Genomic DNA, 12,898 nt, shown 5'->3' with positions numbered 1-12,898 from the left:
GTCGGTGCGCCCCGTCACCCACCTTCGTTTGACGGAGCGCTTTCATTCCTCCGCGAGTGTTCGCGCGTGCGAAGACACTCGAGCCAGGATCCAGTACCCGGCCAGTAAGGCAAGAGCAGCGACTACCCCCGGCGTGCCGATGACGAGGCCGAAGTACCCGACGAAGAGACCAACGCTGGCGGAGGGCGTCGTCGCTTCCGCCGGCGGCGGGCCGATCTGCGCGAGCACCACGCCCCCGAACAACACCACGCAGGCCCAGAGGATGTAGACGCACACGAAGCCAACGAGGACGCCGACGCTCATCCGCTTGCGTCCCACGAGGAACTGGAGCGTCGACCATGCTGCGAGCACGCTGCAGATCGGAATGAGCGCAAGGAGCCACGGCTCGTTCATGACGATCGACTCCCGTCGACACCCGCCCGGCGAGACGAGGAGGGCGACATCCGCCTCTCTGCCTGCTCTGCGACGGCGGACAGCACCAGCCCGGGCGTCATGATCAGTGCTACCGCCGCGATGCCGATGAGCGACACGAAGGCGTCGGAAGCCGTCGCCGCTTCCCACACACCAGCGGGGATCTCGCGCAGCATCGCGTCCCGCAGCCCCTCCCAAAGGAGGTAGCCGACCCCGAAGCCCAGCAGACCGCCGAGGGTGCGAGCGAGCGCATAACGGTTCAGCATGCACGGAGCCTTTCGTCGAATCGATCAGGCATCATCGCGGGTCCGGGACGCCTGGATCGCGTCTGCGACCTCCTTCTCGGAGAAGCCGTCCTCGAACAACTGCGCCCGGAGCTCGGCGTCGGCGCGCGCCAGCTTGCCCTGTGGCCGTCGGCGGCGCATCCGCACGTACTGGGTGCCTAGCGCGAGGACGAGGAAGAGCACGAGCCCGGCGAGCAGGAGTCCGAGCGCGAACAACAGCCCACCACCCACGTCTTCAATCAGGCCCACGATGCCCCCCCCGGATATCACGATCGTTGCACACAGGGTAGAGGAAACGATTCGGAAGATCGGGGCGTATCGACAATGCCCAGAACGAGCGCGGTCTCTACTCGTGTCGGGCAGCGGCTCAGAGCGTCTGAGGTCCGCGTGCCCATCGCGCTCGCTGGAGTAGGCGATATCTGACGCGCGGATTCAGCACGGCGCCCGGGCTGACGAGTCCGGTGTCCGACCGCACGACGCCTCGCGGTGTCAGGTCAGTTCGCCGGATGCAGCCGGTCGAGTTCCGCCGCACGGAGGCGCACGAGGGTCAGATCGAGCAGCGGCGTCGGGATCTCGAGATCGCGTGCACGGTCTGCCAGGTCGCCGAGGATGTGTTCGGCCTCCGTCGAGTTCCCCGCCTTGAGGTCGCGGAACAGCGATGAGGTGAAGGTCGAGCCGGGTTCGGCCAGAATCTGGACGGATTGTGCATGAGCAGCCGCGCGCGGCGGATAGCCGGCCGCGATGGCGACAGCCGCTGTCTCCGCGATCGCCGCATCGATGTACCTGCGGCCGCCGGCTTCCTGGATCCGACCCACGGTGTTGTCGAACAGGCAGGTGATGATGCCTGCCGCTGCGATGAACGCCCACTTCTCCCAGAGACGCAGTCGGATGTCCTCCGCGTCGATGACGGTCAGGCCCGGCACGTCCAGCAGGGTGGCGATCGGTCCCAGCGGTGAGTCCGAGGAGAGCGACCCTATGGTGATCTCGGCCAGCGGGGTCATCTGCACGGCGCCGCCTTCCTCATCCACGGTGGCGACGATCTTCATGAGGCCGCCGGCGACCCGTCCCGGATAGTGATCGGAGAGGATGTCGAGGTGTCGCAACCCGTTGAGGAGCGGAACGATGACCGTCGTTGGGCCGACGGCGGGAGCGAGGTCTTCGACCACCGCGGCGAGTGCGCTTGCTTTCACAGCGACGATGATCAGGTCGAAGGGACCGGTCAGCGCGTCGGCAGTGACCGCGGAAGCATCGAGCACGTGCTTTCCGGCGGGTTCGGTCAGCGTCACCCCGTGCCGCTCGAGTCGTCGTCGACGCTCTGGTCGAACCAGGTAGGTGACATCCCGACCTGCTTCCGCCAGTCGAACCCCGACAGCTATTCCTGTTGCGCCGGCTCCCACGATCAAGATCTTCATCCGACTATCGTCGCGTGGACGGTATGCCACCTGACGCATAGAAGGCCGGAATCGAAACCTCGAAGACGAAGAGTCTCGACGAGGCACCGCAGAACTGAAAAACACGGATTCCCAGCGAAGCCCAGGGACACCTCACCTGAGGTTCAGAACGCCGTCGCACAGTGATTCCATGACCAGATCACGTGCCTTCGTCGTCCCCCTCGTCCGCACCGCCGCCGTCCTCGCCGGCGTCTCGCTCCTTGCGGGGTGCCAGGCCACCTCGGCAGCCGTGCCCGATCCGTCGTCCTCGGTCTCGACGGCGCGGAAGGGAAGCGCCGACGGCGGCTCGACGGGCGACCGCAGCGACTCGAAGACCGAGCAGAAGAACCTCGCCGCCGTGCTCAAGCTCTACACGGACGCCTTCCCCGACCCCGCCTCCTCGAAGGCGGTGGCCACGACCGACAAGCTGGTCGCGGCCGACGCCGTCGCGCACGGTTCCGGGCAGAAGTCCGGTCCGAGCGGGCTCCTGGCGGAGTTCACCGCCGACCGGACGCGGGTCCCCGGGGCGCAGGCGGTCGTCAAGCACACCGCGGCCGACGGCGACCTCGTCGCCGTGCACTACCAGGTCGCCTCCGACCCGGCCGACGAACGGACGGGCGAGGCCGCCGTCGACCTGTTCCGGGTGCGGGACGGCGCCGTCGTCGAGCGCTGGGCATTCGATCAGCCGATCGCGACCGGGACGCCCGCGAGCGGGAACACCAACACGATGTTCAGCGACCTCTACAGCCCGGCGAAGCCCGCGGTCGCGCCGTCGGAGAAACAGGAGGAGCAGAACCGGACGTTCGCGGTCAGCGCGTACAACACGCTTTTCCGCGACCAGGACGTCTCGATCCTCGACAAAGCGTTCGACCCCGCCTACCTCCAGCACAACCCGGTCGCACCGAACGGAACGGCGGCACTCAAGTCGTTCTTCTCGGGATCCGCGACCTTCCCGCCGCAGGAGTCGGTCATCTCCCTGAGCGACGGCGACCTCGTGTGGACGTTCTCGCAGAGCGTCGGCGCGAAGGCCGACGACCCCGTTCTGGCGGCGGACATCTTCCGCGTCGACGACAAGCTCATCCGCGAGCACTGGGACGTGGTGCCGACCGCCGGGTGAGTGCCTGGGGTCCTCGCTGCGCGCTGACTAGGCTCTGGGGATGACTCAGGACTTCGCAACGCTGAACGCCCACGCCATGGAGGTCGCCGCCGCTTACGACGATCTCAGCACGAAGCGGATCGGACGTCCGTGGACGAACCAGGAGGTCGCCCTCGGCTTCGTCGGCGACGTCGGTGACCTGGCCAAGATCGTGATGACGCTCGACGGGACGCGTCGCATCGACGGCATCGGACTCGAACAGCTCGAGCACGAACTGTGTGATGCCATCTGGTCGTGTCTCGTGCTCGCCGACCGGTTCGGCATCGACATCGGCGAGGCGTTCCCCCGTCAGATGCAGGACTTGGTGCGGCACGTTTCCGAGCTCCGGGCCGACGAAGAGAGCGCTGATTCCGCGACGCCCGCTGGCTAGAATCGCGGCATGAGCGACGACAGCACGGCCAGCACCGACGACGGCGAGTCATTCGGCGTCGAGCCCGGCACCTACCGGCATTTCAAGGGTGCACGGTACGAGGTCATCGGCGTCGGGCGCCACAGCGAGACCGAGGAGCCGTACGTCTTCTACCGGACGACCACGACCCCGCCGACGTCGTGGGTGCGACCGCTCGCGATGTTCGTCGAGCCCGTCTCGCGCGACGGCTACGAGGGACCGCGCTTCGCCCGCGTCGAGGACGACGCCGACTGACCGGTCATCATCGGGTGTGGACGGTCCCGATCATGCGGCCGATGCGCCGGGTTCGGGCGTCAGGATCATGCCGCCTGGCGTGTAGGAGGACTCGAGCAGGGCGCGCACCCACGCCTGGTTCACCGAGGGCTCCGGCTGCGCGAACCGGAACTGCAGCGGGACGTCGCTCGTGATCCAGAGACTCACCCGCCCGCCGCCGTCCACAGCCCCCTTCGTCCATTCGACGAAGAAGGACTCCCGACGACGCAGCTTGTTCCCGATCGCCGCCCTGAGGTGGGCGAGCACGCGGTCGTCGAAGTCGTAGTGACTTCCGGCACCGTAGATGAGAACGCCCATGCAGTGATTGTGCCGCATCGGCCCCGCCGCACCGCTCGGCGACGCCCCGCCGCTCCACGTAAACTCGTGGGATGCCGAGTCCGACCCCCGCACCCGCACCCTTCGCCCTTCGCCCGGCGCTCATCCCGGGCATCATGGGTGCGGTCGCGCTCATGCTCGGGCTCGCACTGCTCGAACTCGACGCCTTCACGATCGTGCTGTTCGTGGTGAGCATCCTCGCGCTCATCATGGCCGTGTTCGCCTGGCAGGCCAAGCAGCCGCTCTGGATGATCCCGACGCTGCTCGTCGCGATCGTGTGGAACCCGGTCCTCCCGCTCCCGTTCAGCGGCATCCCCTGGATCATCGCGCAGTTCCTCGGCGCGGTCGTGCTCGTCTCCGTCGGCATCCTGCTCGAGAACAAGCACGCCGCCCCGCCCGCCTGATCGGAAATGTTTCGGGAACGCCTGCGGGTCGTCCCGGCTCTGGCAAGCTTGCGCTCATGACGCTTGAACGCAACTGGGCCGGTACACACACCTTCGCAGCGCCGCGGATCGTGAACGCCACGTCGATCGACGAGGTCCGCGCACTCGTCGCGGAGGCCGCCAGGACGGGCACGCGTGTCCGCGCCCTCGGCACCCGACACTCGTTCACCGACCTCGCCGACTCCGACGGCACGCTCATCACCGTGCTCGACATCCCCGCCGACCCGGTGTTCGACGAGGCCGCCGGCTCGGTGACGATCGGAGCCGGGACGCGCTACGGGATCGCCGCCGCGTGGCTCGCCGAACAGGGCCTCGCATTCCACAACATGGGCTCGCTCCCGCACATCTCCATCGGCGGCGCGATCGCGACCGGCACCCATGGATCCGGCAACGACAACGGCATCCTGTCCTCAGCCGTCAGCGGTCTCGAGTACGTCGACGCCACGGGCGAACTCGTCCACGTCCGTCGCGGGGACCCCGGCTTCGACGGGCTTGTCGTCGGGCTCGGCGCGTACGGCATCGTGGTGCGCGTGACGGTCGACGTGCAGCCCGCCTACCGCGTGCGTCAGGACGTCTACCGCGACGTCCCATGGGACGCCGTCCTCGCCGACTTCGAGGGCGTCACCGGTGGCGCCTACAGCGTCAGCATCTTCACGAACTGGCTCGGCGACACCGTCGAGCAGATCTGGTGGAAGACCCGCCTGGTCGCCGGTGACGACGAGCTGCCGGTCGTCCCGGAGTCGTGGCTCGGGGTGCAGCGGGACTCCCTGACCGCCGGCAACCTCGTCGAGACGGACCCCGACAACCTCACGCTGCAGGGCGGTGTCCCCGGCGACTGGTGGGAACGGCTGCCGCACTTCCGGCTCGAGTCGACGCCGAGCAACGGCGACGAGATCCAGACCGAGTACTTCATCGACCGCGCCGACGGACCGGCCGCGATCACGGCCCTGCGCGCGCTCGGCGACCGCATCGCCCCGCTGCTGCTCGTGACCGAACTGCGCACGGCGGCGCCCGACAAGCTCTGGCTGAGCGGTGCGTACCACCGGGAGATGCTCGCCGTGCACTTCACCTGGCGCAACCTGCCCGAGGAGGTCCGGTCGGTGCTGCCCGCGATCGAGGACGCGCTCGCTCCCTTCGACGCTCGCCCGCACTGGGGCAAGCTCAACCTCCTGACGGCCGAGCGCATCGCCGAAGTCGTGCCGCGGCTCGCCGACGCACGGGATCTCTTCGAGGAGTTGGACCCGGCCGGCACCTTCTCGAACGCACACCTGGAGCGCATCGGGGTCCGTCTGCCCCGGTAGCGGGTGCCGGTGGCTCGGGTGCCAGCGCGGTGCGCTGGCGCGAGCGCGGAGGAACCGGCGTGGGCGCGGGGCACACGCGTGAGCGCGGGTCTTCGGAGACCCGCGCTCACGCGTCAGACCCGCGGTGACGTCAGCGCACCGCGCTGGCGCAACCCGGGAGGTCAGTCCTCGACTCGGATGCCGAACTGCTCGGCGAACATCGCGGCGAGCTCGCCGACCTGGAACGGGGTCATCGTCGCACCCCGAAGGTGCTCGATGCCCGCGATGCGACGCAGCTCGAGCGTCCGGAGGTCGACGTCGGTGAGCCTCGCCCGCGTGACATCGAGACTGTTGAGCGTGCAGTCGACGAACCGCACCCGGGTGGCCGTCGCATCGGCGAGGTCGAGTTCGTCGATCGTGCAGTCCTCGAACAGGACGTCCTGCAGGACGGCCCCGCGCAGGTTGACGAACCCGAGCTTGCACCCGGTGACCCGCACCGACTGCCAGTTCGCGTCGTAGCAGTCGGCGGAACCGACCCGTGACCCCTCCAGCTCGACGTCGCGCATCCGAATCCGCGGGGCGAGGAGGATGGGCGCGTCCCACCGCTCGAGCCGGGAGTCGAGGAACGACGCCGCCCGGAAGTCGGTCTGGTCGGCTCGAATGCCCGCGAGCAAGGACTCGGAGATCGTGATGCCCGAGAGGTCGCGGTGCGACAGGTCGAGGTCGGCGAACCGCAGGCCTTCGACACTGTCGTGCGCGTCGAGGGCGCGCTCGTCGCCGTCGGTCAATCCGATGAGACGGACGGGGTCGAGCCGTGGTGCTGTCGTTCCAGTGCGTTTCGCCATGCCGTGTTCTCCCGATGCCCGTGCGTGATGGGGTGATCCGGCCAGCCTAGGGGCGGCCGCCGACGGACTTCCGAGCCACCGCTCAGCTCGCTGTGAACCGACCGGGGAGGAACGGCAGGAGCGGAGCGCGGTAGACGAGCGACGTGTCGACGCCGGCGGTCAAGGTGGTCCGCGCTGCGCCGTACCGCCAGACCCGGTTGAACAGGAAGACCTCGAAGGAGACGTCCGTCCCGCCGACCTGCCAGCTCCCCGTGCCCCACTGCGCCGGCTGGCCGCGCCCGTCGAACACGACCGTCGGACGCTGGAAAGCGCCGTACCAGGGACGTCGGAGTGTCACTTCGACGCGATGCTGCGTCGGCGACGGGTCCTGGGTGACTTCGCTGCTCATCGGCCCAGCCTAGGGTGAGCGGCGGCGTTCCCGTGGTGCCGGTGCCGGCGGGACGAGCTTCGCCGCGATGACGTCGGTGTCGGCGATCACGACCGGTCCGCGCTTGGTCTCGACCGTGCAGCCCGTCACCGACCGCTCGACGAGCTCGCCGAGGGCGTCGGTCGCACCCGCCTCGGCGCCTTCGGGCAGTGCGAAGCGCACGACGACCCGCGAACCGAGCGGAGCGTCCCGGAGGAAGCGGACGGCCGCTGGACCGATCATCGCCGGGTCCTCGACCACGACCGCGAGTCGAAGCTCACCAGGAGCTCGGGCGGTAGTCCTTGAGGAAGACGCCGAACAGGTTCTCGCCGGCCTCGCCGCGGACGATCGGGTCGTACACCCGCGCTGCGCCGTCGACGAGGTCGAGCGGGGCGTGGAAGCCCTCCTCCGCCAGTCGCACCTTGGTCGGGTGCGGGCGCTCGTCGGTGATCCAGCCGGTGTCGACACTCGTCATGAGGATGCCGTCGGTCTCGAACATCTCCCGCGCGCTCGTCCGGGTGAGCATGTTCAGCGCGGCCTTCGCCATGTTCGTGTGCGGGTGGCCTGGACCCTTGTACCCGCGACCGAAGACGCCCTCCATCGCGGAGACGTTGACCACGTAGGTGCGCGGGAAGTCGGACGCCGCCATCGACGCACGCAGGCGGCTGATGAGGATGAACGGGGCGGTCGCGTTCGCCAGCTGGACCTCGAGCATCTCGATGGGTTCGACCTGGTCGACGTTCTGCACCCAGCTGTTGCTGTGGTCGACGTCGGGCACGAGTCCGCCTGCGTCGATCGCGGTGCCTGCCGCGAGGCGTTCGAGCGAGGACGACCCGGCCGTCATGGCGGCCTCGGTGAGGGCGTCGGCCTTGGCGGCAGCAGCGGCGAGGATCGGGTGCGCGGACACCGACGCCGCGAGCGACAGCGGGTGTGCGTCGTTCGTGTGGCCGAAGGTGACGAGCTCGGGCAGCGGGCCGTCGGGCAGCGGGGCGAGCTCCGCGTCGACGAGCGGCTGGTAGGCGCCCTTCGTGCGGCGGACCGTTTGCGCTGCGTTGTTGATGAGGATGTCGAGCGGGCCCTGTTCGGCGACGGAATCCGCGAGGGCGATGACCTGGGCCGGGTCGCGGAGGTCGATGCCGACGACGCGAAGCCGGTGCAGCCAGTCGGCGCTGTCGGGGAGCGCGCTGAAACGGCGGACGGCGTCGCGTGGGAACCGCGTCGTGATGGTGGTGTGGGCGCCGTCGCGCAGGAGTCGCAGCGCGATGTACATGCCGATCTTCGCGCGGCCGCCGGTGAGGAGGGCGCGCTTGCCGGTGAGGTCGGTGCGGGCGTCGCGCTTCGCGTGGCTCATCGCCGCGCACTGCGGGCAGAGCTGGTGGTAGAAGGCGTCGACCGTCGTGTACGGCTGCTTGCAGATGTAGCAGTTGCGCGGCACCAGCAGTTCGCCGGCGGTCGGAGCCGTCGTGGTGGTGGCGAGCGGGATGCCTCGCGTCTCGTCGTCGATGCGGTCGGGGGCGCCCGTCGCGGTGGCGGCGATCACGGCGCGGTCGGCGTCGGCGATCCGGGCCCGACGGTCGAGTCGGCGCTCCTTCTTGACCGCCTTGAACATCTTGGCGGTGGCACGGCGCACCTGCAGGTAGTCGGGGTGCTCCTCGTCCATCGTCGCCATGGTCTGGAGGACGCGCAGCGTGACCTCGAGATCGGTGGGATCGATGCCCGCGTCGTCGCCGGGAGCGTGGTTCGCAGGCTCGTCGTGGGGGAGAGAGGTCATTGCTTCATTCTACGAGCCGCCGGACGTGCCTCGGGCGGTGCTGTGGTCAGCGCGGGGCGCTGGACCGACCGCGACCCACAGGCGTGAGCGCGCCCCTCCGGAGGGGCGCGCTCACGTCGGAGACCCGCGCTCGCGTCAGCGCACCGCGCTGGCCCGAGGGAAGGGTGTCCGTCGTGCGTGAGAGCATGGGGCGATGACTCCCGAGCCCGCACCACTGGTCGACGTGGCCGACCTCGTCCGGCTCGTCGGGCGGGTGGCGTTCGACCGCGGCCGGGTCTACGCGAGGGACGGTCGGGTCACCGCTGCCGACTGGGACCCCGACAAGCGTCGGCTCCACGGGATCGTCGAAGGCTCCACCGACGTCCCGTACGCCTGCATCGTCGACCTCGGCGACGACACCGGCGGGTTCGCACGGATCGAAGGCAGCGCGTGCTCCTGCCCGCTCCGCGGTGACTGCAAGCACATCGTCGCCACCCTGCTGCACAGCAACGCGGCCCACCTCCGCGCCGAAGGCCGCTCCGACCGGTGGGTGGCCCCACAACGGCCGCCTTCGGGGAAGGAGGCGTCCTGGCGTTCCGACCGCCGTTGGACCGCGCCCATCAACGACCCCGCGCTCGACGAACCGGCCGAGCACCAGCCGATGTACGCCCTCGACGAGCTCGACGACCTCCCCGCCTCCTGGCGTCCGGAAGCGGAACGGCGAGCAGCGCGATGGACCCCGAGTCCGCAGACGCCGCCGGCGCCGCCCAGCTGGCGGAACCGACTCGACTCCCTCGCCGGCGATGCCGGTCGCGCCACGGCACCGACGGCCATGGGCCTGCAGTTCGAGGTCCGCGAGAGTATCCCGCGCACCGCCGAACGCTGGCGCGGACCGACCTCCCGCACGGCCGACGGCCCGCCCGAGTCCCGGCACCCCCGCCGGATCGCCGTCCGACCCGTCGTCAAGAAGGCCGGCGGCGGCTTCGTGAAGTCGACGATCTCGTGGACCTCGTTCACGCACCAGGGCCACCGGCTGTCGCTCGATCCGGCGCACCAGCAGTGGTTCACGCAGTTCCAGGCGCTCCTGCGCGCCACCCGTCCGCCGGCCGGTGCCTACGCCGGCGCCGGTGACTCCGACTGGCTCGTCCTCGACGACTTCGGCAGCCCCGTCCTCTGGCATCTGTTCGACGAGGCGGCCCAGCTCGGGATCGAACTCGTCGGCACGCGCAAGGGCACGGTCACCCTCGGCACCACAGCCGCCATCCGGCTGGACGCCGCGCACGACGACGAGGGCGTGGTCCTCCGATCCGTCGTGACGATCGACGGCACCGACGTCGAGGCGGCCACGAGCGGAGCCCTGGGCGACCACGGCCTCTACCACTACACGCTCGAACCCCAGCAGGCGATCGTGCTCGCACCACTCGCCGAACCGCTGACGGAAGAAGCCCGCGGACTCCTCGGACCGGGCGACCCCGTCGTCGTCCCCGAGGCCGAGGTGCCGGAGTTCCTCGAGCACTACGTCCCACGACTCCGCCGCAGCATCTCGCTGAGTTCGACGGACGGCACCGTGGCCCTGCCCGAGATCGTGCCACCGGTGCTCGTGCTCGCCGCCTCGTTCGAACCGAAGCAGACCCTGCGCCTCGCGTGGTTCTGGCAGTACGCCCCGGCGCAGCGCGTGCCGATCGGTGGCGGCACCCCGGCGCTCGCCGCAGGACGATCGCTCGTGTCGACGGTGCCGCACGGCGTGCCGACCGACACCGCCACCGGAGCTGCCGCTGCGGAGGTCCTCCGCGACGAACGCTCGGAGCGGGCCATCCTCGACCGGGTCGGTGCCGCCATCGCCGCTGCAGCGGAGCCGGAACGCCGTGCACTCGCCGCGGGCTCGTTCGACGAGCTCACGACTCCGGGCATCTGGCCGCCCAGGCCGCAGGTCCTGACGGAGTTCGACGCGGCACTCGTCACCGAGCGCACCCTCCCCGTCCTCGAATCGCTCGACGACGTCCTCGTCGAGGTGTCCGGTGACCGCCCCGAGTACCGGGAGCTCACGGGCACGCCCCACATCTCGGTCACCACGGTGGAGACGGAGCAGCGCGACTGGTTCGACCTCGGGATCGTCATCCACATCGGCGAGTACAGCGTCCCCTTCGAGCCCCTCTTCAAGGCCCTCTCGAAGGGGCGCACGAAGCTGCTCAGGGTCGACCACACCTACCTCTCGCTCGAGCACCCCGCCTTCGACCGCCTGCGCGAGCTGCTCACCGAGGCGGCCGCGCTCAAGGAGTGGGAGACGAAGCCGAACATCAGTCGCTACCAGGCGAGCCTCTGGGCCGACTTCGAAGACCTCGCCGACGAGACCGAGCAGGCCGTCTCCTGGCGCGAGGCTGCAGCCGGACTCAACGCGATCGAAGCGGTCCCCGACACCGCGCTGCCGTCGGGACTCCACGCCGACCTCCGGCCCTACCAGGTCGAGGGCTTCCGCTGGCTCGCGTTCCTCTGGCAGCACGGACTCGGTGGCATCCTGGCCGACGACATGGGCCTCGGCAAGACGCTGCAGACGCTCGCCCTCGTCGCCCACGCGCGCGAGACCACCGGGACCACGGCACCACCGTTCCTCGTGGTCGCCCCGACGTCGGTGGTCTCCAACTGGGTCGCCGAGGCCACGCGCTTCGTGCCAGACCTCGTCGTCCGCAGCATCGCGACCACGCAGGCGAAGGGCAGCGCGTCGATCGCGGACCTCGCGGCGGGCGCCGACATCGTGGTCACGAGCTATGCGCTCTTCCGGCTCGACGCACCGGCGTACCAGGCGGTCGAGTGGTCGGGGCTCATCCTCGACGAGGCGCAGTTCGTGAAGAACCACCGCGCCAAGCTGCACGAGTGCGCGGTCGATCTCCGGGCACCGTTCAAGCTCGCGATCACCGGCACGCCCATCGAGAACACCCTCATGGAGCTGTGGTCGCTGCTGTCGATCGTCGCGCCGGGGCTGTTCGCCTCGGCGCCGCGCTTCACCGAGCACTACGTCAAGCCGATCGGCAAGGGTCTCGACTCGAGTCGGCTGCAGACCCTGCGCCGACGCATCCGTCCGCTGCTCATGCGGCGCACCAAGGAGATGGTCGCGCCCGAACTGCCGCCGAAGCAGGAACAGGTGCTGCGCATCGAGCTCGCGCCGGCCCACCGCAAGCTCTACGACCTCGTCCTCCAGCGCGAACGGCAGAAGCTCCTCGGACTCGTCGACGACCTCGACCGCAACCGGTTCATCGTGTTCCGCTCACTCACCCTGCTGCGCATGCTGAGCCTCGACGCGAGTCTCATCGATGCCGAGGAGCACGCGGGCATCCCCTCCAGCAAGCTCGACGCACTCCTCGAGCAGCTCGACGACGTCGTCGCCGAGGGCCACCGGGCGCTCATCTTCAGCCAGTTCACGAGCTTCCTCGGCACCGCCGCGCGTCGGCTGGAGGAGCAGGGCATCGCGTACGAGTACCTCGACGGGTCCACCCGTCGTCGGGGTGAGGTCATCGACCGATTCCGCACCGGTGACGCGCCCGTCTTCCTCATCAGCCTGAAGGCCGGCGGGTTCGGCCTCAACCTCACCGAGGCGGACTACGTCTTCCTGCTCGACCCGTGGTGGAACCCGGCCGCGGAGGCGCAGGCCATCGACCGCACGCACCGCATCGGCCAGACGGAGAACGTCATGGTCTACCGGCTCGTCGCCGCCGACACGATCGAGGAGAAGGTGATGGCGCTCCAGGCGAAGAAGTCGGAGCTCTTCGCCGCGGTCCTCGACGACGACGCGGTGTTCAGTCAGGCGCTCACCGCGGAGGACATCCGGGGCCTGCTCGAATAGCTTCCCGGCACCCACGACAGCCGTCGGGGTGGGGCCGGCCGAGCGACCGATAGCCTGA

15 protein-coding genes are annotated in these 12,898 nt (G+C 69.6%); 6 read left to right on the top strand and 9 right to left on the bottom strand.

Annotated elements, in window-relative coordinates; genetic code table 11:
• Positions 1-42: 42 nt before the first annotated feature.
• The 4 genes from ITJ62_RS00270 to ITJ62_RS00255 form a co-directional block, all read right to left on the bottom strand.
• Positions 43-393, bottom strand: a complete 351-nt coding sequence (locus tag ITJ62_RS00270) for a hypothetical protein (protein ID WP_194599238.1) — start codon at positions 391-393, stop codon at positions 43-45.
• Entirely contained in the window at positions 390-677 is a 288-nt protein-coding gene (locus ITJ62_RS00265) for a hypothetical protein (RefSeq protein WP_194599237.1), read from the bottom strand. Before ITJ62_RS00265 ends, ITJ62_RS00270 begins: the two co-directional genes overlap by 4 nt.
• Before the next feature lie 24 nt (positions 678-701).
• On the bottom strand, positions 702-944 hold the full coding sequence (locus ITJ62_RS00260; RefSeq protein WP_194599236.1) for a hypothetical protein: 243 nt from the start codon (positions 942-944) through the stop codon (positions 702-704).
• Between the two features lie 245 nt (positions 945-1,189).
• Complete coding sequence (locus ITJ62_RS00255) at positions 1,190-2,194, bottom strand: ketopantoate reductase family protein (protein ID WP_370581770.1); 1,005 nt, start codon at positions 2,192-2,194, stop codon at positions 1,190-1,192.
• 82 nt (positions 2,195-2,276) lie between these two features.
• On the opposite strand from ITJ62_RS00255, the gene ITJ62_RS00250 reads away from it, so the two are divergent.
• Genes ITJ62_RS00250 through ITJ62_RS00240 form a run of 3 tightly spaced genes read left to right on the top strand, consistent with a single transcriptional unit; the run spans position 2,277 to position 3,924 of the window.
• The gene (locus ITJ62_RS00250) at positions 2,277-3,242 is read left to right on the top strand and encodes a nuclear transport factor 2 family protein (protein ID WP_191940573.1); all 966 of its coding nucleotides are present in this window, start codon (positions 2,277-2,279) and stop codon (positions 3,240-3,242) included.
• 40 nt (positions 3,243-3,282) lie between these two features.
• Positions 3,283-3,651, top strand: coding sequence for a nucleotide pyrophosphohydrolase (locus ITJ62_RS00245; protein WP_228497747.1), 369 nt, complete (start codon positions 3,283-3,285; stop codon positions 3,649-3,651).
• A gap of 9 nt (positions 3,652-3,660) precedes the next feature.
• Positions 3,661-3,924, top strand: coding sequence for a DUF1653 domain-containing protein (locus ITJ62_RS00240; protein ID WP_086474529.1), 264 nt, complete (start codon positions 3,661-3,663; stop codon positions 3,922-3,924).
• A 30-nt stretch (positions 3,925-3,954) separates the two neighbouring features.
• Here ITJ62_RS00240 and ITJ62_RS00235 read toward each other — a convergent pair whose 3' ends face one another.
• Positions 3,955-4,260: a hypothetical protein gene (locus ITJ62_RS00235; protein WP_194599235.1), complete on the bottom strand. Its 306-nt coding sequence runs from the start codon at positions 4,258-4,260 to the stop codon at positions 3,955-3,957.
• 71 nt (positions 4,261-4,331) lie between these two features.
• Here ITJ62_RS00235 and ITJ62_RS00230 point away from each other — a divergent pair, with 71 nt between their 5' ends.
• Positions 4,332-4,682, top strand: a complete 351-nt coding sequence (locus ITJ62_RS00230; RefSeq protein WP_124768760.1) for a DUF6804 family protein — start codon at positions 4,332-4,334, stop codon at positions 4,680-4,682.
• A 56-nt stretch (positions 4,683-4,738) separates the two neighbouring features.
• Positions 4,739-6,022 (top strand): FAD-binding protein, encoded by a 1,284-nt coding sequence (locus tag ITJ62_RS00225; RefSeq protein WP_194599234.1) that lies wholly within the window; start codon positions 4,739-4,741, stop codon positions 6,020-6,022.
• Positions 6,023-6,183: 161 nt separating this feature from the next.
• On the opposite strand, the gene ITJ62_RS00220 is transcribed toward ITJ62_RS00225, so the two are convergent.
• The 4 genes from ITJ62_RS00220 to ITJ62_RS00205 all read right to left on the bottom strand — a co-directional run bounded on the left by ITJ62_RS00220 (position 6,184) and on the right by ITJ62_RS00205 (position 9,023).
• A complete protein-coding gene (locus tag ITJ62_RS00220; RefSeq protein ID WP_194599233.1) occupies positions 6,184-6,846 on the bottom strand; it encodes a pentapeptide repeat-containing protein in 663 nt (220 codons plus the stop codon).
• Positions 6,847-6,928: 82 nt separating this feature from the next.
• Positions 6,929-7,234, bottom strand: coding sequence for a hypothetical protein (locus ITJ62_RS00215; RefSeq protein WP_137242215.1), 306 nt, complete (start codon positions 7,232-7,234; stop codon positions 6,929-6,931).
• A gap of 9 nt (positions 7,235-7,243) precedes the next feature.
• Positions 7,244-7,495 (bottom strand): ferrous iron transport protein A, encoded by a 252-nt coding sequence (locus ITJ62_RS00210; protein WP_194599232.1) that lies wholly within the window; start codon positions 7,493-7,495, stop codon positions 7,244-7,246.
• A 34-nt stretch (positions 7,496-7,529) separates the two neighbouring features.
• On the bottom strand, positions 7,530-9,023 hold the full coding sequence (locus ITJ62_RS00205) for an SDR family NAD(P)-dependent oxidoreductase (protein WP_064294305.1): 1,494 nt from the start codon (positions 9,021-9,023) through the stop codon (positions 7,530-7,532).
• A gap of 193 nt (positions 9,024-9,216) precedes the next feature.
• Here ITJ62_RS00205 and ITJ62_RS00200 point away from each other — a divergent pair, with 193 nt between their 5' ends.
• Complete coding sequence (locus tag ITJ62_RS00200) at positions 9,217-12,840, top strand: DEAD/DEAH box helicase (RefSeq protein ID WP_194599231.1); 3,624 nt, start codon at positions 9,217-9,219, stop codon at positions 12,838-12,840.
• Positions 12,841-12,898: the final 58 nt, after the last annotated feature.

Source organism: Plantibacter sp. VKM Ac-2876 (genome assembly GCF_015350715.1).
Classification (GTDB): Bacteria; Actinomycetota; Actinomycetes; order Actinomycetales; family Microbacteriaceae; genus Plantibacter; species Plantibacter auratus.
The sequence above is the reverse complement of the archived record's forward strand: the minus strand, read 5'-3'. Positions and strand labels throughout refer to the sequence as shown.